Consider the following 25,943-nt stretch of genomic DNA (forward strand, 5'->3'; position numbering starts at 1 on the left):
CCAGGCGAGCCGGTATAAGGCCTGCCTGGCGCGTGTGCAGTGCCTCACACGGGTTCAGGGGATGGGGTAATCGGCGTCTGGACATGCCAGGCCGGAAACGCAATAACAGGTGTTTGCCCTGATGGGCGGTGTCGCGGGCTAACTGCCGACCGGTGTTTTCGGCTCGAACCAGAGTTCTTTGAGCCGAAAGCGCTCGAAATGCAGCACGACATCGACGGTCTGGCGCAAGAAGGCCTGTATGGTCGGCAAATCTAGGTTGCCGCCGGTTGGCGATTGCTTGATGAGAATGGTCAGACGGTCAAAGGCGTCGGCGGCGCTGTTGGCATGTGTGGTGGTGACCGATCCCGGATGGCCGGTATTCAATGCCGCCAGATAGTCCCAGGTTTCAGGGCCGCGCAACTCGGCCAGAAAGATCCGGTCGGGCGACAGTCGCATGCAGGCGGCCAAGCTGTCGGTGGCAGATACTCGGCCGCGTGTACCGCCATACATCATATGAATCCGGTTTCTGTGCCGTGGCAGGATCAGTTCATGGACATCTTCAATCGTGATCAGCCGTTCATCGACGGGAACGCGATCAATCAGCGAGCGGGCAAAGGTGGTTTTGCCGGATCCGGTCGCGCCCGAGATGAGGATGTTCTTGCGTGCCAGGATGGCGTCGTGCAGAAAGCGGGGAATATCGCCTGCCGCTTGAAGCGCCATGAGCGCTTGGTCTGAGGCCGAGACGTCGCCTGCCGTATTGGTGGCCGTGCTCGCAAACGCGCCTTGTGCCTGCAGTTCCTCCAGGGAAAATGCGGCCTGTGTGTGCTTGCGGATGTTGATGGCTAACGTCTCGTCAATGCAGGCGGGTGGCATCACGATCTGGCCACGCTCCCCGTCCGGCAAGATGACGGACTGGATCGGGCTACGTGCCATGTGGTTGTACGCGGCCAACGCGGTGGCCAGGGCCTCCAGGTGCGGATAGGTGAGCGAGGGGCACGTCTGTAATTCCCATGCCCCACGCGTACGGGTGTAGAACTCCCCGGCCCGCACGATGGCAATTTCCGTCACGCTCGGGTTCTCCAAGTGGTTGGTTAACGGTCGTAGAAAGGTGCGAACCGAGATGGAGCGATCAAATGGAATCGGTTCAGGGGATGGGTTCAAGCTCATAGACGTGGCTGAAGTCCAAGTCACGGGCGACCATGATGCCGATACGCTCGCCCTGGTTCTTATAAAGCGTTGGAGGTATATCCAGCGACTTCTCCAGTATCTTGGCGATGGCTTCCTGACCGCCCTGGGTCGTATTGTCAAAACGAATGTTGTCGTTGCCAGACTGGCCTTGGTTGGATGCCCAGTTGCCAAAATCGCCGACCAGAGACAGCAGAATGGCGTTGCCAAAGCGTTCCCCGAAGTGATTGTCGATATCGCCATCGACCCCGGCTTCTCCAAGCGGGCCAGTGCCGGGGGAACTCAGATCCACGATGACGCCGGTACGGGTTTCCAGCCGGTTCCAGGTCACAAACGCGCGGGCCTGTCCTTGTTGGATGCCGCCAGACTGATAGCCCGTGAATTTGGTACCGGCGTCGATGAGTGTGACCTGGCCGTTGGCGCTCTTGACATCGTGTGTTGCCAAGCAAGTTAGAAATCCGGACTGCGTGCTGACGAGTTTCGTTTGCAGCGTGCAATCGATCATGGTGCCCTGTGTCAGCAGGAAGTTGCGATCACCCAATTGACCCGCTACAGACGGGGACAACTCCAGCGGACGTAACTTGTCGGCCAACGGACCCGCATCGTTATACGGGCCTTGTGCGGCATCTGCCTGGACTGTGGTATCGCCGTTTCCGTCCCGACCGTCCCCTTGCAATGGGCTGGCCAGCCGACGTTGTGTCAGTTCGTCGGCAGGCGGTGGGGTCTCGGGTGCGGGTGGCGGTACGCTATAGCTCGGTTCGGGTGCGGGATCGGCAACCGGCGGCGGAGGGGCGGGCGATGGCGCAGGGCGTTCGACCTTGGGTGTTTTTAAGCGATTGGTGATACCGCTTTGGTCCGCTTCCAGGCCGTTGTTGCTGTCCTCCTGCTGTTCATGGCTCCAGGCCTTGATGAGCACGCCGATGGCGACAGCAAGTGCGACCAGGATGGTGAACCAAAGAAAAGCCCGTGCGCCACGCGGTGCGGTGCGTCCAGCGGTCTCCAGGTTCAGCGGTTCCCGCTCCAGGTCAGGAGTTGCATGGTTGTCGGATTGTTGGGAGTCTAACTGCAGAGTGCCTTGCTCGTTTTCCGTCATGGGGCATTCCTTTGTGGCATGTCGTCGCTTTACTGCTCGGCGGGTACGGGCATTACCGTGGAGGGGTGCGGGGCAGGCGTGCTCTTGATGGTGCGCTTGACCGCAGGCGAGGTCGTTCCGGTATATGTCGGTACCGGTGTGACACCGTAAGCATCGTTATGGATGGCCAGCACTTGATCGCCCAGGCGTAGGTGCCATAAGGCCGAGGTGCGATGCAGCACCATGGTGTGTTCATCGGCCATGTGATAGTTGGTGATGATTTCCTGGCCATCTGGGGTGACGCGATAGACGGTAGGGATGTCTGCCTCGGACGCAAACTGCAGCCAGGTTTGGCGGCCATCATCCCAGGCATGTACTGGCGCGATGCCTGCATCCCCGTTGCGGGTATAGGCCTGCCAGTTAATCGCAGCGCTTGTCGTGCGTAGGGAGTGTTCAACGGCGGCTTTCTGTGACGCTAGAATGCGTTGCTTGGCTTCGGTGTCGGGATAGCGGATTACCAGTTTGTATAGCGCCGATGAATGGCGATTGCCGCTGTACGAAAGCCTGAAGCTGTAATCGCGCCGGTTGGTGACGACAAGCAGGTTAGTGTTGGCGTTCTCCGCTGTCGGTTTGAAGAACAGATGGTTGTCTTTGTACGTAAACGCGTAGGCTTGACTGTCACCGAAGACGTGGTAGACGTAGCGCTCGCCAGGCTCCAGGACAATATGGGTTGCCACGCCAATGATGGCATTAAGCAGGATGACATCTGCCTCGTTGTAGTTGACGTAGCGTACGCGATGATCCGACCGTGAGGATCGGGGTGTCTCCAGCGCCAGAGCGCTTGCGGGCAGCGCCAGACAAAGCACCAGCGCCAACGCCTGCCGTCTGGGGAAATGTTCAAGCATGAGAGTTCCTTCAGGACGAAATAGGGGTTAGCGCGACAAGTCGGCAGCCAGGTCATAGCGCGTGATCTGAAAACCCAATGGGTTCAGGCGTGCGACTTCTTCAGTGAGCGGTACATCGGTGTATTGATAGGCTACGGTGGCAATCAGATGCTGAACTTTGGTGATGTTGCCCGAAGTCACTTCCCGCTCTGTTTTGGTAAAGCGGACAATGGCAGCCTGATTGGCCCCTAGTGTGATGGAGTGGACCTGTACGTCGACTGTGCCTTCGGTGCCCAGACGGGTCGTGACGGCATCCTGGCCTTCAAAGCGTTTGCCGTACTGCGTCTGAATGGGCGCGGAGGACAATAGGGCGCAGATATCGAACTGCTCCTGAATGGTTTGCCAGCTGTAGCCTTCGCAGTTCAGCACATAGGTATTTAGGAAATGCTTGGCGATGCGTTCGCCATAGTCTTCCAGCGGTTGCCCGAGTTGGCTGACGTGCTCGACCGTGCCGGTAGCCTCATCGACACGCACCACGTACATTTCAGGAGGCGCTTTGAGCGGCGTCAGGCCGACGACGGCAGCGATGGCGGCTGTGGCAATGAGCGCCGAGCCGATGGCAACTTGCCAGGCTCGCTTTCGGCTGCGGAAAACTTCGCCGAAATAATCACGCTCCAGGCCGCGAGACTGTTCCAGATAGGCAGCTATATCTTCGGATTTGAGGGCTTCGGGCACGAATCAAACTCCTTGAATAAGCGGTGGCGTGGCATTGACCGGCACACGGGGCGAGTCGGCGGGCTGGGGTGGCTCTGGCGCGTGAAAGGCGCAACCGGCCAGCAGCCCGGCCAATGCCAGGGCGGCAACGATGTTTTTCATGGGAACTCCCGCTCTGTCTGCGGACAGAACAATTAGGAAGGAATGGAGGGGGACAGCAGGCCGCTGGATTACTTGGCGCGCGGGCGTATCATGCTGCGCAGGCGCATGATGGAAAACACGCCTTTAGCGGCGGCTCCAATACCGAGTTGAGCGCCGAAGCCATTGGAGAGGCCTGCAGCGAGGCCGGGGATCATGATCATGACGATTAGGCTGGCAATACCGACAAGCAGTTGTGCGCCATAGAGGCTCAGAATATCTTTCGCGCCGCCATTGATCTGATCGGCGATCATGCGGATAAGCTCAACGTTCATTTGCAACATCAGCCCGAAAATAAGGCCGGCCAACAATGCTAAGAACACGAAATTTAGTGCTTGAGAGATCCAGCTGTTGAGAAGTGGCTTGGTCGGCTCAAATAGCGTCGCTGCAATAAATATGGGGCCAGTCGCGACTACCAATGCCATACCGACTTTGCATACGACGATCATCACAATAATGATGCTGCCAACTATTGCTGCGTTTGCACGTACTAACGTGGCGAGAATACTGACGAGCACTTCTTTAGTGGAGGGCAAGAAGTTGTACCAAGCATCTTGACCCTTACCCATCATGGCACCGGAGGCTTTACTGGTCTCATTTTGCAATTTATCGACCTCTACTGCGACATCGCTGGTACCTAGTGCCAGTTGTGTGACATCGTCAGGTAATGCAATCATCGTGTCCGCGATGTTCTTCTGGTATAGGCCTCCCACGCCAAAGATCATTGAGACAACGGCGACGAGAATGGCTTTGCGAAAGAATTCCGTCACTGTCATATTGCTTTGCCCGTGCATGAGGGCAAATGCATACACGACAAATTGGAGAGTGAGGCCTACGACGATGACGGGCATGAGGGCCTGGAATAACGCCTGCATGGGGCCGTTTACAGCGTTGCTTAATGTATTCTCGGTTTCAGACATGACCCATTGAGCAATATTGCTTGAGGACAATGACGAAGAAGCCGACGGAGTCATTCCGGGCATAGTGCGACCTTAGTTGTGAGGTTGAGCGTCTACATCATCGGTGTTGTTATCTCCGAACCACCCGCCATATACCCGTTCAGCTCTCGCTTGTAGCAGGTGTCTCTCCGCTTCAAGTTGTTGCGAGGCTAGTTGAATGCGTGTCTGCTCGGCCACGATGTTGGACTGTTCAATTTGAATCCGTGCTTGTAGTTCGGCGATTTCTTTGGGGTTGCTCGTCTGGTTTATTTTGTCTTGCAGGGCATCAATGTTAGCTAGGCGTTGGGTCATTGAGTCATAGGCGCGTTGGCTCATCGCTTTAGCGGTTGCTTCAATATCCAATGCCCTCTTGGAAAGCTTGGCTCGATCTTCCTGAAAATTGACAGGGGCAGTGACGGAGTCCGTGACGCGGCTAACGTCTGCATTGAGGCTTGAGTTGGTAGGTTGATTCAGCAGATCTTGGGCAGTTGAGGGCAATGCAGAGCGAAGCCGATCGCGCGAGTCTGGGCTGCCAACCACATTGCCGTAACCACTTGATTGCGTCAGTGCGGCAAGCTGGCTCTTGGCTGTAGACAGTTGTTTGCTCAGATTTTTCAATTGATCTTTGGCCGTCAGTAATTGCTGCTGCAATTGAGCGATCGTGGCAGCATCAACCGTTGGAATTCCACTCGCGTAGGTGGTATTGATCAATACGACGGACAGGGAAATGCCCGCCGCAAATAGCTTGCAGCGTGTCATGAGGGGTCTCCAGGGAGTGCGCCGTTAGGCGCGAGGATCAGGACTGCGTGTCGCTTTGCTGTGCAATGGCTTGATATTCAGCCTCTGTTGCACGATGCGCTTTCATTTGGCCTGAAACGATGATATCGGCGCTTTCATCGTAGGCAACGCGTTTGTCGCCTACTGCCAGAATATTGTCCGAATCGTCTAGCTTTCCAGGCAGTTTGTGAGTTTGGTAACCGCCACCGAAAGGGTCTTTCGTTACGACGGTGAACAGAAAACTATCGCCGTTGCGAGTGATATGGATCGCGTCAGAATCATATTTGCTATCTGACTTCCAATATCCAAGAAACTTCTCACCCCCGGGCTCACTATTACATCCGACTAGGGTCGTGAGCAGTGTGGCAGAACTAATGGCGGCGATGAAGTTTCGTCGGTTCATGCGGTTTTCCTATAGTGAGCGGCAGTTGAAGGGCCCGGCTATTCGTGAAAAATGTCCAGGGATTGCGTACGCTGTAGGCGTATTCAATCTTTGTAGTGCAGGCCGCTTGATTGCACAGTTTCAGGATGTTCCATTAGGCCGTGTTTCTCGGTGCCCTTGGATGCGGACATCAACACGTTGATAAAGGGGTTAGAAATCCGGCCCATCCATTTCGTGAGTGGCCTCATGCCGCTCTAGCGGATGATCGAAGCGTGCACCGATGAGATCGGATACGCGCTGGTAGTCGGCAGGTTGCGGAGGATGGCCGTTGACCTCGTGAATGTGCAGGCTGTAGTACTTGTGCACACCTTGTTCAAAATAGGCACGATCTTCGCGTGGCGTGCTCGATGAAAACCAGAGCGATGGGGCCTGCCGTGGATCGGATGCGGAGGGTGAGTCCAGGCCGTGGTCTTGTGCCAGTCGCCGAAGCGTTTCGGTATCGACGGCTTCACGTTCCACCGTGGTATCTGCCCAACTGGATTGGCCCGCTTCCAGGTCTTCCGGCTCCCAGTACTCGCAGTCGATGGAAACCACGAAGGTGTCTTCGGGGCTTTCTTGCTCCGGTTCATGGGTTTCAAGTCCCAATCGGCGGTAAAAATCCCGATGCTGTTCGTACTCCCAGGCCATCTGCGTTTCGGCGATGAGATTTTCGGTCTCGCGGATCAGTGCGCGTTCAGCCTCAAAGTCTGCATCCGGGATATCCACGCCCTCGATGTCCCTGGCGATATACAGACCAGTCATGTGGTCTTTGAGTCCTTTGAGATATTCCTGGGTGAGGATCAGGTGTTCCTTCGCGGCGTCCGGTATTGGTCGGGCTCGTTCGCCCGCGCTGAAGGCCTCCTCCACACGATCTTCCAGCTCTTTGGGTGTTGAGTAGGGATTGTTCTGCAGATTCATGGAGCCTCCTGCATGGTGTTAGCGTGTCTGCCGGATCGCCGCCAGATATACCGGCAGCCAGGCGGCTGGGTCATGACCTGCCTGGGCAACCGCCTCTTGTGCGATCGCGGCCATGTCGGGGCTGCCCGAGAACACGAGCAGTTCATCTTCGCAGCCGGACAGGTCAAGTTGAGCGACGGTGACGCTTGAGCCTTGCTTGACCAGGAATTTCCGGCTGGCTTCTCCAAGGCCGCGCAGTAGTTCGAATTCCGCCTCGGTAAGCCCAAAGCCCTCGATATAGTCGCGAGCCTTGGCCTTGGGGTTCGGCAGCAGAATGAGTGTGGCGGTCTGTTGCACCAGGGACGGCCCGACCGGGTTCTCGATGATGGCCCCCGGCTCCTGCGTGGCGAAGGCCAGCACGCCATTCTTTTTACGAATCGTGCGGCTGGCATCCTGCATGGATTCCTGAAAATGCGCGTCCTTCAACGGGTGCTGGCACTCGTCGTACAGGTTGATGATGCGGCGACCATCATGCAGGGCATCGACGCGATGCTTCAGGTACAGCGTGACAGCACCCCGGGCGGCGTCATCGTCCAGCAGCTCGGTCAGGTCAAAGCCGAAAATGGCAGGCTGGCCGGTATCCGTGCGCAAACTCAGCTCATCGACCGGATTGTCGAACACCCAGCCGTATTCACCACCTTGGCACCACGGTGCCAGCCGAGCATGAATGGTGCTGGTGTTGTCATCCTCGCTATAGGGGTTGGGCAGCAAGGTGTTGAGCGTGGATAACGTGCGGGCTTCGCGATCGATGAGCGTGGTCAGTTGTTGCACGGCCTTGGTTATGTCGGCCTGTTGGCGGGTGGTGACCGTTTCTCCTCGGCGTTCCGCCAGGGACACCACCAGGCGCACCATAAAGGCGACGTTGCCTTTGGTGGGCTCCATTTGGAAGGGATTCCAGCCAGTGGTTTCGCCCAGCCGAATGTTGAAGTAACGACCCCCAAGCGCCATGATCAGCACCTGCATACCCTGATCCTTGTCCCACACCACGCATGTCGCACCGAACTTCTGGGCTTGGGTGAGCAACATGCCCTGCAGAACGGTTTTGCCGGTACCCGTCATGCCGATAATCATCGTGTTGCCGGGGCGACGTTTCCCGGTTTCGTCCACGTCGTCGGTGGAGGCATGGAAATTGAAGAAGTACGGGCTGCCGGTTTGGGTTTTAAGCAGCGTGACCGCAGGGCCCCAGGGGTTGCCGACCGGTTTGCCGGTCAGTTGGTTATGCAGGCTGGAAAAGCACAGAAAATTCAGCGACGTGATGGGAACCGGTCGGGGTCGCCAGTGCCAGTTGCCAGGTAGTTGTGCCCAAAACCCCGCCTCCAATGCCCGGTCCAAGGGTCTGAAGCCGATGGCGTCTTCGGCCAAGGCGGTGGCCGTTTGCGCCAGCGCCTGGCGCACGCTTTCTGCCGTGTCGTCATAGATCAATAGCGTGGCGTGATGGTCTCCCAGACCCAAGCGGGCCGAGGTCAGGTCATCCATGGCGTCGTTGAGTTGGACCACCTGGCTGGTAGAGTCATCGCCGGAATCGACCAGCAGTTTGTGGTGTTTCTTGACCAACTTCTTGGCTGCAGCTCCCGTATGGCTACCCCATGACTGCGTAAGCACGAATTCGTGCGGTAGGGCCAGCAACCGATTCATGTGCCCTGGTTTTGTCGCTTCCGGGTAATCGCGCAATTCCATCATGCCGAAGACGCGGGCGTTGGCGACGGTGCGCAGTTCGCCGAGTTCGCCATGGCGGCCAAAGATCGGTCTGGCCTGTGGCAGGGTGTCTCGCAGCCGTTCGCGGCTGATAGGTACCTGTTGTGGCGTGCCGGACAGCAGAAAGCCCAGAAACTCAGCCGCTTCACTGAAGGCAAAACCGTTCCGGTCTACGATGCCGAGCGTTTCAGGATCGTAGCGGTATAGGCCTGCCATCAGGGCGCGCACAATACCGTTGAGTCGTTCGATCGATTCGGCTTGCCAAAGCGCCAAGCGTTTCGCGTCGGCTTTCTCCAGGCTGGCAAACGTGCCTAGGATGGGATCTTGGACAGGATGAACCAGGACAGTCAGGTACAGGTCATTAACCATCAAGCCCGACGTATCGAACGTGGCACGGTAGGCAGCATCGAATTGGGCTGCAAAGGGTTGCTCGAACGTGCTGTCGGGATATTCGGTGACGCGGCGGCGAACAATATGGGAGTAGAGCCCAAACGCTCCCATCGGCAGGCCGCGCAGCACGTTATGTAGGGCTTCGATCCAGTCCTTGAGTTCGTCTTGCGCATACGCGTCCGGCGCTCGACCCGTGACTTTGATGACCGTCATGTACTCATGGGTGTCGCAGGCAATGATTTGATCCGTGACATGATGGGAGTGCGGCAAGTAGCGCGCGATGCGACGCTCGTCTACCGCCAGGGAGGCTGCAGCAGTCATGGAGACATCCTTTACTTGATGAGGGACCGCCAGGGGCGGCGTCGGTGATAACCCTGCAGGGCATAGCTGGAGCCTTGCCAAAAGCGCTGATTGGGATTGCTGCGCCGGGTTTTGAGTTCCAGCCAGAGCACGTCCAGCGCCTTGTCGTCGTCTCGCGTGAGAATCGCCAAGGTGGGCATGACCACAAAGAGCAGTCCCCACCAGGCCAGGCCTGCCGTCATGGCGATGATGGTTACCCCGGCAAACGCGCCCAGCAGTAACGTGGTGGGAATCCCCATGAACGTGGCCTTGCGGCCCAGGCCCTTGAAGACCGGATAGGTATTGGGCGTCATGGCTTACTTCCAGAGCAGAACAACCAGTTCTGCCGTGGAGCCCGCCAGCAGCACACCGATCCCCCAACGGATGGCATCGTCTTTACGCATGACTTCGGCGGCATACAGCACAAAAATGATCACGCCGATGATGACGGCGGCAATGGGCAGGATGATGTCCAGATTGTCGCTGAGCGTTTGCAACGTGGTTCTGGCGCGGGACAGTCCGCCGATGGACTGTGCAAATGCAGCGTGATGGCAGCTAAATAGCAGTGACGTTGCTATCAGTTTGTACAGAATGCGCAGGGACGATGTTGCGTTCATGATTTGCTTGAGTACAGACATGAAAAGACTCCTGCCCCACACGCTTGCTGGCGTCGGGGTGGTGGGGATGAAAAGTGGGAGGGTGGCGCTGGGCCTAGTGAGACGGCGCTGCGTCAGGTGTTGGTAGTGGGTTCCGCTAAGGACTGGTGCTGGGCTTTTTCAGAGAAGCCATCGTTGGCCGGATTGGCCGTGAAGCCATCCTGAGTACCTGGGGTGTGAGGCTCGGCAGCGGGTGGCTCTGGTGCTGCTTTGCTGTCGGGCGTCGATGGGGTCTCGTCGCTGGCTTGCGGTGTTAATGCAGGCACTTTGATATTGGCCTGGGCCAATATCTTGCCGACATAACCGTTGCGAAACCCACCAGTGAAGTTGCCTGTGTTGTAGCAAGACAGGGCGGCACGTAACGCCTGTTGCGGATCTTGATGCTCGTGCAAGGCCCGAGCATAGCAATCGGCAAGCACCGTTTGGGCCGCTGCCAAATTGCGGCAGGGATCAAAGACCGTCTTGCTGTTCAGGTTCAGAGCGGCCCAATTGCGCACGTTGATCTGCCCCAGTCCAGCATCGAAGTCGATTCCCTGTTTGATCAGGCGATCGGCTGCGGCCGTGGCAGTCGCCAATGTTTGCGGTTGCTGCGGTAGATGCCGGCGCTTTTGGTTGACACCAATTGCGTATGGACTGCCTCGAGATTCATGGCGGATCAAGGCCGACAGCGTATCGGGGTGAATGTTTGGCGCGCAGGCCAGGGCCAGCGCAGCAAATGCAGCAATCATGGTGCATCCTCATCGGCTATTGGCGACTGGCCTGGGGTTTTTGAGGGAGAAATTCCAGCCGCTGGCCCAACGTCCTCGATGGTCAGCATCCCATTTGGCTTGCGCGGCGGTGTATGCCTGCGCATTGACCCAGTGTCCGCCCATCGCGGGCACGCCGACATAGCGCACCGATAGGTCATAGGTCCAGGCATGATCGTTGTACGTCACGCAGTAGGCAGGCAGTTTGTTCAGCGATACGGTGGGGATCGCATGTACGTCGTAGATGATGTCACCGCTGTCGCCGCCCAGGCTGCGTTTGCGCCATCGGTATGCCGTTGCTGCATACGTGCGATTGAGATAGTCAGGATCGCATTTGCCTGCGCCGCGTGAGATGGCGTCAATGCGCTCGGGCATGCCCTGATCGCTTGAGGCTGGGCACTGGGACAGGAAGGCACGTCGTGCCGAGACGGTGGCCGACCAGTCCAGGCTGCCGTGGCTGTATTTCTTGATGCCGAAGTAGTGGTTCAGGGAGGGACTGCACTCACTGGGTTGTGCGCCGGTGGACAGGCACAGTGTTGCTTCGCAGGCCAAGCGGGTATTGCCAGTGAGCAGATCCGCGCTGGCCGCATGGGCGGCGGGCACCAGCGCGCAGACGAGCGCCATCGCTCCCGCCTGCATTGCAGGGAAGGATTGCATGAAGGTCTCCAGGGAATAGGTACAGCAGGCGGTCGAGGAATCGACCGGAGGCGGGTTAGCGCGAACGCTGCAGGTGTTGTTGGGCGATGGCGATCTGTTCGGGCTTGGCCATGGCACGCACGAGATAGGCGGTTTCAATGGCAACCAGGCGGGTGTCTTGCAAATTGCCCAGGCTGGCCACGATCTGGCGTAGCAGGGTGAGCTCTTCCTGCAGGGTGTCGTCGGCGGACAGACGGCGTCGGATGTAGTTGGACAGAGATAGTCCCGAGAGGGCGGCAGCTTCGCCCAGACGCGCAGCATGAGACGGGGTCATCCGAATGCGGACGACCTCGGAGAGAGGTTCGTTCATAAAGGTGTGCCTATAAGGTGTGAGGGCTAGTTCGTTGCGGGTATGAGGCGAGGAAACACAGTGTCCGCTGCGTGCCACATAATTGGCGGCTGGCTCATATAACCAAGCGTCGTGAATGGAACGATGTCCGTGTTTATTGAGGCGGTTGATGATAATTTGCGCCGTAGTGTCGTTCTCGATGGCAGTTTGGACATAGTGCTACCGCATTTTCTGGGGTATCTGCACCGCCTTCAGCAAGGGCCTTGCGATGGTGAACTTCGAGATATGGGCGACCGTCCGGGCGTAGAAATGGGGCGACTTGGCCGCAACTTTGACACACGCCTTTGGCAGCTAGAAGGGCCTCTGCAATTACATCAGGATTACGTTTGAACGTCCGTGCTAGCACTATTCTCTGTTCAGGCATTGTCGGCGCATGCAGGAGTCGTTGCGCACGAGTATCAGGAGAGTCTTCTAACGCATTTGTTACTTGCTGCTCAAGCGAGAGCGACGTTTCATCAAACGTAGCCATCTCACGAAGTTTGTCGACGAATTCCGCATGAACGCGGCGTAGCCCAGGTTCATTGCCAGTGAAGTTGGACAGGTATGTGATGTGGTTTATGACCGATTGCAAAGCGATCATCAAGTCGCCTAGACCGCTCTCTGCAATTCGGCCAAGCATGAATCGAAGACCATCCGCGCTTACCGTGGTTTTAAACGTGCTACCTCTACGCATAGCAAGGAAACAGCCGATATATCCACCGGCAGTGCGCTTAGCAATACCAAACCTTTCCGCAAGAGCTTCTTGAGCATCGATTAGTTTTATCGTGCCGTTGAGTACCTGCTGCGCAGCTTCATACGCTGCTGAGAATACTTCCGGCGTAACTCGCGCGCGTGCCATGTATTTCGAGCCCTTTTCGACTGTTAGCGATGCATGATAAGCAGTTTGTCAGAAAGCTAGATGTCTACTGTGGTCTTTGCTGCAAATGATTCAAACAGTCCATGAGCTCCCGTTCAGAGAGATTGGATAGTTTTGCAAGCAAGGAGTTTGCGAGTTCGGACGGAGTGAAGCCTATGGCGTTGGCCACGGCAGTGGGAGAGAGCTCACGTTTACGGATGACCGCCGTGATTTGGGTGATGAGTCCTGACTTGGCCTGCAGTTCCTCAGCATCGTGTAGAGCAAGGTCTTTGAACACGTTTCCCGAGGATAGCTCGACTTCGACACCGTCAATGACACATTTGTCCATTTCGTTAGCCCTCATGCGAATTACGGCGGCAGTCCAGCAGTATTCCCCGCTGAGGACTTGAGAGAGTTGATTAACTACGCAGTCTATCTAGTTTGCCTACGAGATCCTCGGCACGCAAATGTGTGTACCGCTTGAGCATTTGCATGGATTTGTGGCCGCTGATCGCCGACACTTCCTGATCAGATAGGCCTGCTTCGACCAGTCTGCTCACGGCTTCATGGCGCAGGTCATGGAATCGGAAATCTGTCAGATTGGCGGCTTTCTTGGCGTCATTCCAGGCCTTATCGAACAGATATGGCCGTCGCACACCATCGCGACCAGGCTCACCAAAGAACACGAGATCTGTCTCGCGTGGTCGGAGTGGATTATCTATAGCTGCCTGAAATGCAACTGTGGCGGCCTTCGTCAGAGGCACTGTGCGCGGCGATGAGTTCTTGGTGATATCCAGTCGTACCACCCGTCTCTGTATATCAACCTGCTCAAGACGCAAACCGCTGATCTCTGACAGCCGCATTCCGGTTTCCAAGGCAATCCGCACAATCCAGCTGAACATGGGATTGGAATAGGCATCTACTTCGGCCAGTAGTCGCTTGGTTTCAGCAGGGGTGAGCCGACGATTTCGTCCTGCTCCCGGGGCGGGACGGCGGATCTGAGCTACAGGATTAAACGGCAGTCCCAGTCCCCATTCTTTGATGGCTACTGTAAATAGATGGCTCAATAGTGCCAATTCCAGTCGAACTGTATTGTTGCTGCGGGGTACCAGCTTGCCATTTTCATCGGGGTCGCCCGCCAAGCGCATGTCTCGGTATTGTGCGACGACATCCGCGCTCAGGGCGGCCAATGAATATTTGCCAAGATGCTGCAGCAATGGCCGCGCTTTCTTGTGTTCAGAGATGCGAGTGGATTCCCGCTTGGTCGGCGTCACTTCTTGTAGGTAGCGTTTCAGCGCCGCCTCGACCGTCATCCTTTCGCTGAGTGTGCGCTGGATGTAAACCCCTCGTACCATTTCGTCTTCAGTACGTCTGGCCCAGTCTTCGGCGTCTCGTTTGGTCCGAAATGTTTTGGACGAAGTGGGCCAACCCGTCTTTCGGATGACCGCTTTCCAGGTTCCAGAGGGTGTCTTAACGATAGTAGCCATGCGAGTTAGAGCTCCGAAAGTACACCCGGCGCTTCACCACTGTACCGAAACTGTACCTGGCTCGCAATTCTTGAAAATCCCCCAGAGACGGGGTTAGGCTTTGAATCCAGCCAAATGCCTGTAAATACGAGGAAATTTAGACTGGTGCCCGGGGCCGGAATCGAACCGGCACGCCTTGCGGCGGGGGATTTTGAGTCCCCTGCGTCTACCAATTTCACCACCCGGGCTAGGAGGTCGCGAGCAGTCTGATGACTTGCTGCGGGAGATGCGAAGACAGCGATTATATGCAGTTTTTTGAAAGTTGTCAGTTCAATGCCACCGCTTGCCGTTGCAGGGCGAGAACACCCAGCCCACACCAAGCAAAAATATTCACCCCCAACACCGTCAAATATCCAAAACCATGGCAACGGACCACCACTCGGCGCGTTATAACGTCTATTGGACTGCAAGCCCCCCAGCACCCCCCGCAGCCCACCGTGTCGCTCAAAGGAAGTCTATGCATCTGAAGTGCAGCAATCCGCCATCGAAAACGTCGGCACGTTTGTTTCTGACGGTGCTTTCAATGGCGATGCTGGCGGCTTGCTCGACGCCGACACCCGACGCATCCGCAGGCACAGGCCCCGTCGCCTACCTCAAAGCGAACACCGCCGGCGGCAACCTGGGCACCCCCGGCAGACCCAAGTCGGTGCTGGAACTACACGTAATCGAAGGCCGCCATACGATCAAGCCCGTCGCGCAATGCGAGCAGATATACAGCGGCACAGCCTTGGGCGGTGGCACAAAGCGCGAGCTGCAGGTCGTGCTGTGCGAGGGGGACTGGAACAACGACGGTGAATACTGGTTGATCAGTGAGACCGGCGTGGTCAGCGTGCGCCGTGGTGCGATCAAAGGTCAGCAGCAGACTGTCCTGGAATATCGCCTGCGCGATGTAAAGGCGCGAGCCGTGACCAAGCAAGAGTGGTGAGCTGTCCGATCAGCCGTCGTGACGCGTTCGCGCATCCCTCGTCCTGACCTGGGCCAACGCGCGAGGCCAGGACGGGGTTAAACATCCTCAGGCCCGCTTTCTTTCAGGCAGGAACCAGTTCATCACCAGCGCGCAGATCCCGCCGGTCGCGACACCTGATTCCAATACGCTACTCAAGGCATGCGGAAGATGCGACAGGATCTCGGGCACTTGCGACACGCCCAACCCCAGCGCCAGCGACACCGAGATCACTAGCAACGCGCGGCGATCTAGCTGAATGCTGGCCAGGATGTTGATCCCGGCGGCCGCGACGGCCCCGAACATCACCATGGCTGCGCCGCCCAGGACAGGCTCGGGAACGGCCTGCAGGGCGCCCGCGACGCTGGGGAACAGGCCCAGGATGACGAGCATGCCGGCGATCCAGATGCCTACATGGCGGCTGGCGATGCCCGTGAGTTGAATCACGCCGTTGTTCTGTGCGAACACCGAGCTGGGAAAGGTATTGAATATCCCCGCGATCAAGGAGTTAACGCCATTGACCAGGACGCCGCCCTTGATGCGCTGCATCCACAGGGGGCCTTCGACGGGTTGTTTAGAGACCTTGCTGGTGGCGGTGACGTCGCCGATGGCCTCTAGCGAGGTCACCAGGTAGATGATGAGCATGGGCACGAACAGCGACCATGAAAAGCCCAGGCCAAAGTGCAGGGGGACGGGGATTTCAAAGAGGGCGGCTTCGCGGGCGCCGGTGAAGTCCAGGCGGCCCATATAGGCGGCGGCGATGTAGCCGACGGCTAGCGCAATGACGAGCGCGGTGCTGCGGATCCAGACGATGGGCAGGCGGTTGAGGATGACGATGGTGCCCAGGACGAGGCCGGACAGGATCAGGTTGTCCGCGCTGGCGAAGGTGCCGTCGCCCATGGCTTGATAGCCGCCGCCCATGCTGATGAGGCCGACTTTGATGAGGGTCAGGCCGATCAGCAGGACGACGATGCCGGTGACGAGCGGGGTGATCAGGCGTTTGACGAAGGGCAGGATGCGGCTGATGGCGATCTCGACAAAGGACCCGGCGATGACGACGCCGAACATGGTGGCGAGGACGGTTTCGACGGGGGTACCGGTTTTGACCATGGCGGAGCCGCCGGCGATGAGCGGCACGACAAAGTTAAAGCTGGTGCCCTGGACGATGAGCAGGCCGGCGCCCAGGGGGCCAAAGCGGCGGCACTGGATAAAGGTGGCGATGCCGGAGACGACCAGGGACATGGAGACGATCAGGGTGGTGTCGCGCACGCTGACGCCCAGGGCCTGGCAGATCAACAGGCCAGGGGTGACGATGGGCACCAGGATGGCCAGCAGGTGCTGCAGGGCGGCGATGAAGGCGACGAAGGGCGCCGGACGATCGTCGGGGCCGTAGACCAGGTCGGGGACGGGGGCGTCGTCGGCGGGGGAGAGGGAGGGGGCGGACTGGGTGAGGGAGGCGGGTTGCATGAGCGAAAGCCGGCCGGCATGGGATAGGGGAAGCGCAAGATTGTAGCTAGGCTGGGACCAATCTGTCTGGCTCGATCCCTGGCCCGACTTGAAACGGGCGGGATGAGCCCCATATATTTGAGGTTTCTGGGATTCCGCCCGGGTAAATGCACGGTTTTGCGGGATTCGCCGATTTCCATTTTGTTTTCTGACTTTTACGTAGACCTATGAGCCAAACCGCCACGTCTTCCACATCTGAAACTCTGGGCTTTCAGGCCGAGGTGAAGCAACTGCTGCACCTGATGATTCATTCGCTGTACAGCAACAAGGAGATTTTCCTGCGCGAGCTGGTGTCGAACGCGTCGGACGCTTGCGACAAGCTGCGTTTCGAGGCGATTGATCAGCCGACGCTGCTGGACGGCGATAGCGAGCTGGCGATCCGGGTGGATTATGACAAGGCGGCGCGCACGATTACGATTTCGGATAACGGTATCGGGCTGTCGCGCGATGAGGCGATTGCCAATCTGGGCACGATTGCGCGCTCGGGCACGCGCGAGTTTTTCTCGCAGCTGACGGGCGACAAGCAGAAAGATGCGCAGTTGATCGGTCAGTTTGGGGTAGGTTTTTATTCGTCGTTCATTGTGGCGGACAAGGTCACGGTGGTGAGCCGCCGCGCGGGCGCTGCCGAGGGCGAGGCGATTCGCTGGGAGTCGGACGGCCAGGGCGAGTTCAATATCGCCGCGGCGGAAAAGGCCTCGCGCGGCACGGATGTGACGCTGCATTTGCGTGAGGACGAAGACGAACTGCTGAATGGCTGGAAGCTGCGTGAGATCCTGCGTCGCTATTCGGATCATATTTCGTTGCCGATCCGCATGGCAAAAGAAGACTGGGACGCGGAGAAGAGCGAGCAGGTCAAGACGGACGAGCTGGAAACGGTGAACCAGGCGAATGCGCTGTGGACGCGTAGCAAGGGCGACGTGACCGAGGAGCAGTATCGCGAGTTCTACAAGACGGTGTCGCATGATTATGATGATCCGTTGGCGTGGACGCACAATCGTGTCGAGGGTCGTAGCGAGTACACGCAGCTGTTGTATGTGCCCAAGCATGCGCCGTTTGATCTGTGGGATCGCGATGGTCGCCGTGGGGTCAAGCTGTACGTCAAGCGTGTGTTCATCATGGACGATGCGGAGCAACTGCTGCCGTCGTATCTGCGCTTCGTGCGCGGGGTGATTGATTCGGCGGATCTGCCGCTGAACGTGTCGCGCGAGATTTTGCAAGAAAGCCGCGATGTGCGGGCGATCCGCGAGGGGTCGGCAAAACGGGTGTTGTCGTTGCTGGAGGACATGGCCGAGAACAAGGCCGAGGATTACGCGACGTTCTGGACGGAGTTCGGTCAGGTGCTGAAGGAAGGCGCGGGCGAGGACGCGGGCAATATCGAGCGTATTGCCAAGCTGCTGCGCTTTGCGTCGACGCAGTCGGGCGATGCGGTGCAGAACGTGTCGTTTACGGATTATGTGTCGCGCATGAAGGAAGGCCAGGACAAGATTTACTACGTCACGGCGGATACGTTTGCGGCGGCGAACACCAGCCCGCACCTGGAGATTTTCCGCAAGAAGGGGATCGAGGTCCTGTTGTTGTCGGATCGCGTGGACGAGTGGATGTTGTCGTACTTGCGCGAGTTTGATGGCAAGTCGCTGGTGTCGGTGGCCAAGGGCGGCCTGGATCTGGCCGAGTTGGCGGACGAGGAAGAAAAGCAGCGCCAGACCGAGGTCGAGGAAAATTTCAAGCCGCTGGTCGAGCGTCTGCAAAAGACGCTGGAAGACCAGGTGAAAGAGGTGCGCGTGACGCTGCGTCTGGTGGATTCGCCGGCGTGCGTGGTGGTGGGGCAGAACGAGCTCAGCCCGCATTTGCTGCGCATGCTCAAGGCGGCGGGCCAAGAGGCGCCGGACGTCAAACCTGTGCTGGAGATCAACCCCGAGCACGCGTTGATTGCGCGGGTGCGTGACGCTGACGAGGGTGAGTTCGAGCAGTGGGCGCGCTTGTTGCTGGATCAGGCGTTGTTGGCCGAGGGGGCGCAGATCGCGGATCCGGCGGCGTTTGTGAAGCGTCTGAACGCGTTGCTGTTGAAGGCGTGATCTGACTGCGCCTTGACGCGTGTTGGTTCAAGGTGTGATTTGATTACGTTTCAATGCGTTGTTGCTAAAGGCGTGATCTGATTGCGCAGGCCCCTTGCGTCGAGGCAGGGGCGGTTTCAAAGGCAGTAGGTGAGTGACCCCTGTGTAGAGGCAGGGGCCACGTCACGGTAACACCCCGAGTGGTTGGATTTTGGTCCAGCGGCTCGGGGTGTTTTGCGTTTTGGGCCTGGGCAGGGACTTGTCCACGAGATCAACCGATAGGCAGCGGCGGCATGGGCAGCAGGTGCTGTGAGATGTCGATCAATGAAGTTTCGAGCTGCGCAATGAAGGCCTGCGCCGCGGGTGAGAGGGAGCGGTCGCGCCGATGCAGCACGCCGATATAGCGGCGTGCGGACGCATCCCCCAAGGGGGTGCAGCAGAGTCCGGTGAGGTTGAGCTCGGGCAGCGCCATGCGGGGCAGGACGCTGACGCCGAGTCCCTGGCGCACCATGCCGGCGGCGGTGCCCATGTTGGTGACGTCGTAGCGCAGGGCGGTGATGGGGGCGCCGACTTCGTCACGCACGGCGCGGTCGAATTGTTGGCGCGCGTTGGATCCCTGGGATAGCAGGATCAGGTCGTAGCGCAGGACGTCACGCCAATGCAGGGTGTCGGGTTCGTCCCCCAGGGGGTGGCCGGCGGGGTAGACGGCGCAAAAGCAGTCTTCGGCCAGCGGGACAAAGGTGAGGTCGGGGGCGGGCTCTGCTTGCGCGGCGACGGCGAATTCGATCTGGTTGGTGCGCAGCATGGCGAGCAGTTCGTCGTTGTGGGCTTCGACGACGCGGACTTTCAGGGCGGGGTGGACGCGGCGCAGCGAGCCGGCGGCCATGGGCAGCAAGGTCAATGCGGTCGAGGGCAGGGCGCCCAGGGCCACGGTGCCGCGCCGGACGGCGGCGAGGTCGGCGAGGCTGCGATAGGCTTCCTCCAGGTCGGCGATGGGGCGCTGTACGCGGGCGTAGAAGTCCTGGCCGGCAGAGGTCAGGCTGATGCTGCGCGTGGTGCGCTCGAACAGGCGCAGTCCCAGGACGTCTTCCAGGTCCTGGATGAGGGCGGTGAACGAGGGCTGCGTGACCCCAAGCTGGCTGGCCGCATGGGTGAATGAGCCGGTGTGGATCGCGAGCAGAAAGGCCTTGAGCGGGCGGTATTTGATATTAATAGCCATGGACTAATAATATTGTAAAAATATCTATTTGTGTCTATTAATCAATCATCCGATGATGACGTTACCGAAGAACTCTCGGATTCAAAGACGTTATGGATGTATCAAGCCACAAGCCTTTTCGGCTGGGCGCGCAATGGCGCCGCAGTCAGGACGGCGACGCCGTCATTACCTCGATTAATCCCGCTGATGGCAGTGTTGCCGGCATCGTGACGCGCGCTTTGCCGCAGGATGTCGACGCTGCGGTGGATATTGCGCGGGACGCTTTTTTGCATAAGCCCTGGCGCAAGCTGCGGCCGGATCAGCGTGCGATCACGCTGTATGAGATCGGTCGGCGCTTGGCGGCCGAGCGCGAGCCGTTGGCGCGTTTGCAGATGTTGGACAGTGGCAAGCCCTGGAAAGAGTGCTTGAACATGGTGGATAGCGCGGCGGGGCATTTTCGTTATTACGCCGCGGTGTGCGAGACGTGGCAGAACGAGATGACCTCGCCGCGCGGCGAGTATTTTTCGATGGCGCTGGCCGAGCCCTTTGGGGTGGTGGCGGCGATTACGCCCTGGAATTCGCCGATCATGAACGAGGCGCAGAAGGTCGCGCCGGCGCTCGCGGCGGGCAATGCGGTGTTGATAAAGCCCTCTGAGGAAACGCCGCAATTGGCGTTGGAGTTGGTCCGGATTTGTGGTGAAGCGGGCTTGCCCGAGGGTCTGGTGACGGCGTTGCCCGGGTACGGCGAGGATGTGGGGGCCGCGTTGGTCAAGCATCCCGGTGTGCGCATGGTGTCGTTTACGGGGGGGACGGAGACGGGCCGCGCGATCGGCGCGATTGCGGGCCGGCGTCTGATCCCAGTCGGGTTGGAGCTGGGTGGCAAGTCGCCGCATATTGTGTTTGAGGATGCGGATCTGGATCGCGCCGTGGCCGGCGTGATCTCGGGCATTTTTGGGTCCGCGGGGCAGAGTTGTGTGGCGGGGTCGCGCTTGTTTGTGCAGAAGTCCGTCTACAAGCAATTTATGGAAACGTTGGTGGCGCGCACGGCGCAAGTACGTGTCGGCCTGCCGGATGATCCGCAGACGCAGATGGGGCCGCTGGTGTCGCGCGCGCATCGCGACAAGGTGGCGGGCTATGTCGATATCGGGCGCGCCGAGGGTGGGCGCGTGTTGGTGGGCGGTGCGGTGCCGGATCGTGCCGAGCTGGCCAATGGCTGGTTTTATTTGCCGACCGTGATCGATGGTCTGGGCAATCAGGCGCGGGTGTGCCAGGAGGAAATCTTTGGTCCCGTGCTGGTGGCGTTGCCGTTTGAGGACGAGGCCGATGTGATCCAGCAGGCCAACGATACGCCCTTTGGGTTGGGGGCGGGAATGTGGACCGGCGACTATGCACGCGCATGGCGCGTGGCGCGCGAGATTGAGGCCGGATCGGTCTGGATCAATACGTACAAGCAATCACATATCGCGACGCCGTTTGGCGGATTCAAGGACAGCGGCATCGGGCGCGAGAAGGGCCTGCATGGTCTGCGCTTGTATAGCCAGGTCAAGAGCTTGTATTGGGGCATGCACGAAAAACCGATGGGACTGGGATAACTATGACGACAGAAAAGAAAGGCGCCGCGTTGTCGCTGGCGGATTCTCGTATTTTGATTGCGGGCGCGGCGAGCCTGGTGGGGTCGCACACGGCCGACGCGCTGCTGGAGGCAGGCGTCAAGGAAGTGATCTTGCTCGACAATTTTGCGTTCGGGACGCCGGAGGCGATTGCGCATCTTCAGGACAATCCACGTGTGAAGTTGGTGCGCGGGGATTTGATGCGCTTGCCGGATTTGTTGGCGGCGACCGAGGGCGTGGATGGCGTGCTGCATTTGGCGGCCTATATGACGCTGGGTTTTTCGCAAACGCCTTGGCAGGCGGTCGATGTGAACGTGCGCGGCGCGCAGAATATGCTGGAGGCCTGCCGCGCGAATAAAGTCAAAAAGGTGGTCTTCGCGTCGTCGAACGCCGTCTATGGTTATGGAACGGGCATCGTGGGGGCGCTGGAAGAAACGGGCCCGTTCCATTCTGTGGGGGCGCCTCCGGCGGCGATTTTGTACGGCGCGTCCAAGATCATGGGCGAGCAACTGTGCCGTCAGTATTATCAGAAGTTCGGACAGAACTATGTGGTGCTGCGCTATTCCACGGTCTATGGCGAACGACAGCACTATCGCGCGGCGAATTCGCTCTACATCATGGAAACCTATGATCGCGTGCGCAAGGGCGAGCGTCCGGTATTGCCGGGCGATGGCACGGATACCAAGCATTTTGTTCACGTGTCCGATGTGGCACGCGCCAACGTCGCGGCGTTTCAGAGTACGGCGACGGATGTCGCGGTGAATGTGTCAGGCCCCGAGCCAATCACGACGGGCGAGTTGGTGCGGCTGGTGCTGGATTATTGCAAGAGCGATCTGCAACCGGAGATCAAGCCCGATCCTCCCGGCACCGTGCGCCTAACCTCGGGCGGCGCGTTCCATATTCCGCATGATCTGGCGGGCCAGCATATTGGATGGCAGCCCAAGGTCAAAATGGCCGAAGGCGTGGCGCGGCTGTTAGCCTGGCGTGAAGCACAAGAGAAAAATTAAGTCATGAGGCGTGGCGGGCCTTACGTCGATGAGGTCCGCTACGCTGCGCTGGAAAGGCCGATCCAAGAGTGGTCGTGCGAAATAAAGCAAGGTCGCAACAAAGCGATCCGAGGCGTACACGAGGAGACAGAGGGATGAGAATCGCGCAGTGGTTGGTGTTGGGTGGTTTGTCATTGGGTATCGCGGCGTCGGTGAATGCCGCGGATGACTATCCGGCCAGGCCCGTGCATTTGGTGGTGCCGTTCCCGGCGGGCAGCACGACGGATGCCATGGCCCGATTTTTGGGCGAGCGGGTAGCCAAGACGTTGGGGCAAAGTGTCGTCGTAGAGAACAAGGCCGGCGCGCAGGGCAGCATTGCGGCCTCGGAAGTGAGCCGCGCGAAAGCCGATGGCTATACGTTGCTGGTGGGCACGAATTCGACGCAATCCGCGAACGTTCATCTGTTTAAAAAGCTGCCTTATGATCCGGCGCGCGATTTTGCGGCGATCACGCAGTTCACGATGAATCCGTTGGTACTGGTGGTTCGACCAGATCTGCCGGCGAAGAATGTCGAGGAGTTTCTTGCGTACGCGAAGGCGAATCCCGGCAAATTGAATTACGGCACGGGCAATACCGGTAGTTTGGCGGCCGCGCAGATGCTCAAGAGTATGGCGGGCATTCAGGCTATGGACGTCCCGTATGCGGGCACGCCTCAGGCGATCACGGATGTATTGGCGGGACGGCTGGATTTCATGATCACGGATATCTCGGTGACGCGGCCGTATGTCGAGGCCGGAAAGTTGCGTGCCCTGGCCGTGACGCCCAAAGAACGCGTCGCGTCCTTTCCTGATGTGCCGACGTTTGCCGAGGCGGGTCTGCCCGATTATGAGTTTGTGGCCTGGGGCGGATTGTTTGCCCCGGCCGGCACGCCTGCGCCCGTGATCGAGCGATTGAATCAGGCCTTTGTGCAGGCCTTAAAGAGCGATGAGGCGGCGGCGTTCTTTGCCAGACAGGGACAGCAGGCGGCACCACGCACACCACAGGCATTTACGGATTACGTCGTTGCACAGACGGACTTGTGGGGTGAGTTGTTGACTGCGGCGGGTCAGACAAAGAAATAAACAGACCTGCTAACCACAACATGAGGATGGAGCGAATGAACATAATCAATGTGGATGCGCAACGCGTACGGCGTCAGATCCTGGGCATTCTGGATGCTTGGGGGATGGCGCAGGATCTGGCCGAGGTGGCAGCAGACATCATGGTCGAGACTGATTTGCTTGGCGTGGATTCGCATGGCGTGTCGATGCTGATGATGTATGAGGACATGCGCAATGCGGGCATGTTGTCGCTGCAGGCGCGGCCGACGGTCGTGCGTGATCGCGGGTGTACGGCGTTACTGGATGGGGGAGCGAGCTTGGGGCACCCGGTGTCGTCGATGGCGATGCAGTTGGCGATCGACAAGGCGTTGGAGCATGGTGTCGGCGTGGTGGGCGTGCGCAATTCGCATCATTTCGGCGCGGCGGGTCTGTATGCGCGGATGGCGAGTTCGCGGGGTGTCGTGGGGTTGGTGACCACGGCGACGCGCGGGATATCGCTGGTGCCGCCGCGCGCCGCGGAACCCGTATTGGGGACGAACCCGTTGGCGTTTGCGGCGCCGGCGGGGCGTAATCGGCCTTTTGTGCTGGATATGTCGACGACGACGGTGGCGGCCAATAAGGTCAAGGTCTATCACCTGAACGACAAGACAATGCCGTCGGGATGGGTGGTGGATGCCGAGGGGCAGTCGGTGCGTGATCCGCATGTCGGCATGGACTATGTCTTTAAGCGACCCGATGGCGGATTGACGCCGCTGGGCGGGGCGTTGGAGTTGGGTAGCCACAAGGGCTATGGCCTGGCCATGATGGTGCACATCCTGGCGGGTACGTTGATGGGCGGCTCGTTTTCGCCGATCCGCAATCGGACGCAGAAGCCCGGCGATCCCGACAACATCGGCCATTTCTTTATGGCGATTGATCCGGACGCGTTTCGTGATGAGGACGCGTTTGAAAACGATCTGGATGCGGCCATCGACGCGCTGCATGCCACGACGGCTGCCAACCCTGATGAGCCGGTGCTGGTGGCCGGCGACCCGGAGGCGGTCACCCACGAACAGCGTCTACGCGAGGGCATTCCGATTCCTCAGACGCTGGATGCCCACATCCGCGAGATCTGCAGTCGTTGCGGCGCGGCGTACGTCCTTCAGTAGTCACGAAAACAACTTAGCCAGGAGACAGATGATGAAGATGCACAAGCGGTTTGTCGGATTGATGGTGGGCCTGAGTATGGCCCTGGGAACGAGTGCGGGGCTGGCGGCCGGCTATCCGGATAAGCCCGTCACGCTGGTCGTGCCGTATCCGGCAGGGGGCGCGACGGATGTGATCGCCCGCATGATTGCGGAGAAACTGCCGGACACATGGGGGCAGCCCGTTGTGGTCAACAATCGTCCGGGTGCCGGCACGACAGTGGCCGCCGAGGCGGTGGCGCGTGCGCCGGGTGATGGTTATACGCTGTATATGACGACGGCCGCCCACACGATCAGCGCCAGCCTGTACAAGAAGCTCAACTACGATCCGCTGAAAGATTTTGCGCCGATCACGCTGACCGCGACGATCCCCCTGGTGTTAGTCACCACGCCTTCGTTGAAGGTCAAGACGCTGGACGAACTGATTGCGTATGGCAAGAAGGCGCCCGACGGGATGACGATGGCATCCACGGGCAATGGCACGCCGCAGCATTTGACGGGCGAGATTTTCAAGTCGAAGACGGGCCTGAATCTGATTCATGTGCCCTACAAGGGTGACGCGCCGATGTTGACCGATCTGCTCGGCGGTCAGGTGCAGATGGCCTTTGTGACGCTGTCGGCTGCGTTGCCGCATATTCAGGCGGGCAAGCTTAACGCGGTCGCCCTGGCGCATTCGCGTCGTGTCGATGCGATCAAGGATGTGCCGACCATGGACGAGAGTGGGATGAAGGGCTTTGAGGCGGCGACGTGGTTTGGGCTGTTTGCGCCTGCCTCGATGCCGGCGGATCAGCGCGAGAAAATCTATCAGGACGTGTCCAAGATCGTCGGCACGCCCGAGATGACCAAGAAGCTGCAAGCCATGGGGGGCGACGTGAACAATAGTTCGCCCAAGGAATTCCAGGACTTTATCAATGCCGAAGCGGCACGCTGGGCCGAGGGCGTGAAGCTGTCGGGCGCGCAAGTCGATTAACGCGCGGCATTGATCATTTTCGACAGGAAATAGAC

General features: G+C 59.0%; 27 protein-coding genes and 1 tRNA gene. 7 read left to right on the plus strand and 21 right to left on the minus strand.

Annotation, left to right across the window (positions count from 1 at the left end; genetic code table 11):
* Nucleotides 1-138: 138 nt before the first annotated feature.
* The 19 genes from virB11 to ACYVDM_RS21860 form a co-directional block, all read right to left on the minus strand.
* Nucleotides 139-1,146: a P-type DNA transfer ATPase VirB11 gene (virB11, locus tag ACYVDM_RS21770; protein WP_415788783.1), complete on the minus strand. Its 1,008-nt coding sequence runs from the start codon at nt 1,144-1,146 to the stop codon at nt 139-141.
* Nucleotides 1,124-2,257, minus strand: coding sequence for a type IV secretion system protein VirB10 (gene virB10 / locus ACYVDM_RS21775; RefSeq protein WP_415788785.1), 1,134 nt, complete (start codon nt 2,255-2,257; stop codon nt 1,124-1,126). The genes virB11 and virB10 overlap by 23 nt, the downstream gene beginning before the upstream one ends.
* Nucleotides 2,258-2,286: 29 nt before the next feature.
* Entirely contained in the window at nt 2,287-3,141 is an 855-nt protein-coding gene (locus ACYVDM_RS21780; RefSeq protein ID WP_415788787.1) for a TrbG/VirB9 family P-type conjugative transfer protein, read from the minus strand.
* Nucleotides 3,142-3,168: 27 nt separating this feature from the next.
* Complete coding sequence (locus ACYVDM_RS21785; RefSeq protein ID WP_415788789.1) at nt 3,169-3,855, minus strand: VirB8 family type IV secretion system protein; 687 nt, start codon at nt 3,853-3,855, stop codon at nt 3,169-3,171.
* A gap of 3 nt (nt 3,856-3,858) precedes the next feature.
* Nucleotides 3,859-3,996, minus strand: coding sequence for a conjugal transfer protein (locus ACYVDM_RS21790; RefSeq protein WP_415788791.1), 138 nt, complete (start codon nt 3,994-3,996; stop codon nt 3,859-3,861).
* A gap of 68 nt (nt 3,997-4,064) precedes the next feature.
* Nucleotides 4,065-4,952: a TrbL/VirB6 family protein gene (locus ACYVDM_RS21795; protein ID WP_246600727.1), complete on the minus strand. Its 888-nt coding sequence runs from the start codon at nt 4,950-4,952 to the stop codon at nt 4,065-4,067.
* 72 nt (nt 4,953-5,024) lie between these two features.
* Nucleotides 5,025-5,729 (minus strand): TrbJ/VirB5 family protein, encoded by a 705-nt coding sequence (locus tag ACYVDM_RS21800; RefSeq protein WP_415788793.1) that lies wholly within the window; start codon nt 5,727-5,729, stop codon nt 5,025-5,027.
* 37 nt (nt 5,730-5,766) lie between these two features.
* Entirely contained in the window at nt 5,767-6,150 is a 384-nt protein-coding gene (locus ACYVDM_RS21805) for a hypothetical protein (protein ID WP_415788795.1), read from the minus strand.
* Nucleotides 6,151-6,339: 189 nt separating this feature from the next.
* Complete coding sequence (locus tag ACYVDM_RS21810) at nt 6,340-7,086, minus strand: hypothetical protein (protein ID WP_415788797.1); 747 nt, start codon at nt 7,084-7,086, stop codon at nt 6,340-6,342.
* A gap of 18 nt (nt 7,087-7,104) precedes the next feature.
* A complete protein-coding gene (locus ACYVDM_RS21815; protein WP_415788799.1) occupies nt 7,105-9,531 on the minus strand; it encodes a VirB4 family type IV secretion/conjugal transfer ATPase in 2,427 nt (808 codons plus the stop codon).
* Nucleotides 9,532-9,542: 11 nt separating this feature from the next.
* Entirely contained in the window at nt 9,543-9,863 is a 321-nt protein-coding gene (locus tag ACYVDM_RS21820; protein WP_415788801.1) for a VirB3 family type IV secretion system protein, read from the minus strand.
* A 3-nt stretch (nt 9,864-9,866) separates the two neighbouring features.
* The gene (locus tag ACYVDM_RS21825) at nt 9,867-10,187 is read right to left on the minus strand and encodes a TrbC/VirB2 family protein (RefSeq protein WP_415788803.1); all 321 of its coding nucleotides are present in this window, start codon (nt 10,185-10,187) and stop codon (nt 9,867-9,869) included.
* Nucleotides 10,188-10,279: 92 nt separating this feature from the next.
* Entirely contained in the window at nt 10,280-10,933 is a 654-nt protein-coding gene (locus ACYVDM_RS21830) for a lytic transglycosylase domain-containing protein (RefSeq protein ID WP_415788805.1), read from the minus strand.
* A gap of 9 nt (nt 10,934-10,942) precedes the next feature.
* Nucleotides 10,943-11,608 (minus strand): TrbM/KikA/MpfK family conjugal transfer protein, encoded by a 666-nt coding sequence (locus tag ACYVDM_RS21835; RefSeq protein WP_415788807.1) that lies wholly within the window; start codon nt 11,606-11,608, stop codon nt 10,943-10,945.
* A gap of 55 nt (nt 11,609-11,663) precedes the next feature.
* On the minus strand, nt 11,664-11,957 hold the full coding sequence (locus tag ACYVDM_RS21840) for a plasmid mobilization protein (RefSeq protein ID WP_217965498.1): 294 nt from the start codon (nt 11,955-11,957) through the stop codon (nt 11,664-11,666).
* Nucleotides 11,958-12,090: 133 nt separating this feature from the next.
* The gene (locus ACYVDM_RS21845) at nt 12,091-12,834 is read right to left on the minus strand and encodes an HNH endonuclease (protein ID WP_415788810.1); all 744 of its coding nucleotides are present in this window, start codon (nt 12,832-12,834) and stop codon (nt 12,091-12,093) included.
* A gap of 64 nt (nt 12,835-12,898) precedes the next feature.
* Nucleotides 12,899-13,195, minus strand: a complete 297-nt coding sequence (locus ACYVDM_RS21850; RefSeq protein WP_415788813.1) for a helix-turn-helix domain-containing protein — start codon at nt 13,193-13,195, stop codon at nt 12,899-12,901.
* A gap of 55 nt (nt 13,196-13,250) precedes the next feature.
* Nucleotides 13,251-14,318, minus strand: a complete 1,068-nt coding sequence (locus ACYVDM_RS21855) for a site-specific integrase (protein WP_415788815.1) — start codon at nt 14,316-14,318, stop codon at nt 13,251-13,253.
* 142 nt (nt 14,319-14,460) lie between these two features.
* A tRNA-Leu gene (locus tag ACYVDM_RS21860) sits at nt 14,461-14,545 on the minus strand.
* Between the two features lie 269 nt (nt 14,546-14,814).
* Between ACYVDM_RS21860 and ACYVDM_RS21865 the strand changes: the two genes are divergently transcribed.
* The gene (locus tag ACYVDM_RS21865) at nt 14,815-15,282 is read left to right on the plus strand and encodes a hypothetical protein (protein ID WP_415788817.1); all 468 of its coding nucleotides are present in this window, start codon (nt 14,815-14,817) and stop codon (nt 15,280-15,282) included.
* 87 nt (nt 15,283-15,369) lie between these two features.
* Here the strand turns inward: ACYVDM_RS21865 and ACYVDM_RS21870 are convergent, their stop codons facing one another.
* A complete protein-coding gene (locus ACYVDM_RS21870) occupies nt 15,370-16,767 on the minus strand; it encodes a uracil-xanthine permease family protein (RefSeq protein WP_460475467.1) in 1,398 nt (465 codons plus the stop codon).
* A gap of 206 nt (nt 16,768-16,973) precedes the next feature.
* Between ACYVDM_RS21870 and htpG the strand changes: the two genes are divergently transcribed.
* Nucleotides 16,974-18,881 carry a molecular chaperone HtpG gene (gene htpG / locus ACYVDM_RS21875; protein WP_415793399.1) on the plus strand — a complete coding sequence of 636 codons (1,908 nt, stop codon included), beginning with the start codon at nt 16,974-16,976 and terminating at the stop codon, nt 18,879-18,881.
* Nucleotides 18,882-19,131: 250 nt separating this feature from the next.
* Here htpG and ACYVDM_RS21880 read toward each other — a convergent pair whose 3' ends face one another.
* Nucleotides 19,132-20,079: a LysR family transcriptional regulator gene (locus ACYVDM_RS21880; protein WP_415793398.1), complete on the minus strand. Its 948-nt coding sequence runs from the start codon at nt 20,077-20,079 to the stop codon at nt 19,132-19,134.
* 92 nt (nt 20,080-20,171) lie between these two features.
* Between ACYVDM_RS21880 and ACYVDM_RS21885 the strand changes: the two genes are divergently transcribed.
* The 5 genes from ACYVDM_RS21885 (at nt 20,172) to ACYVDM_RS21905 (ending at nt 25,908) form a co-directional block, all read left to right on the plus strand.
* Nucleotides 20,172-21,650 (plus strand): aldehyde dehydrogenase, encoded by a 1,479-nt coding sequence (locus ACYVDM_RS21885; protein ID WP_415793397.1) that lies wholly within the window; start codon nt 20,172-20,174, stop codon nt 21,648-21,650.
* A gap of 2 nt (nt 21,651-21,652) precedes the next feature.
* On the plus strand, nt 21,653-22,675 hold the full coding sequence (locus tag ACYVDM_RS21890; protein ID WP_415793396.1) for an NAD-dependent epimerase/dehydratase family protein: 1,023 nt from the start codon (nt 21,653-21,655) through the stop codon (nt 22,673-22,675).
* Between the two features lie 134 nt (nt 22,676-22,809).
* Nucleotides 22,810-23,775: a Bug family tripartite tricarboxylate transporter substrate binding protein gene (locus tag ACYVDM_RS21895; RefSeq protein WP_415793395.1), complete on the plus strand. Its 966-nt coding sequence runs from the start codon at nt 22,810-22,812 to the stop codon at nt 23,773-23,775.
* Between the two features lie 35 nt (nt 23,776-23,810).
* The gene (locus tag ACYVDM_RS21900) at nt 23,811-24,902 is read left to right on the plus strand and encodes an Ldh family oxidoreductase (protein WP_415793394.1); all 1,092 of its coding nucleotides are present in this window, start codon (nt 23,811-23,813) and stop codon (nt 24,900-24,902) included.
* A gap of 28 nt (nt 24,903-24,930) precedes the next feature.
* A complete protein-coding gene (locus ACYVDM_RS21905) occupies nt 24,931-25,908 on the plus strand; it encodes a Bug family tripartite tricarboxylate transporter substrate binding protein (protein ID WP_415793393.1) in 978 nt (325 codons plus the stop codon).
* Nucleotides 25,909-25,943: the final 35 nt, after the last annotated feature.

Source organism: Bordetella tumulicola, from assembly GCF_054779135.1.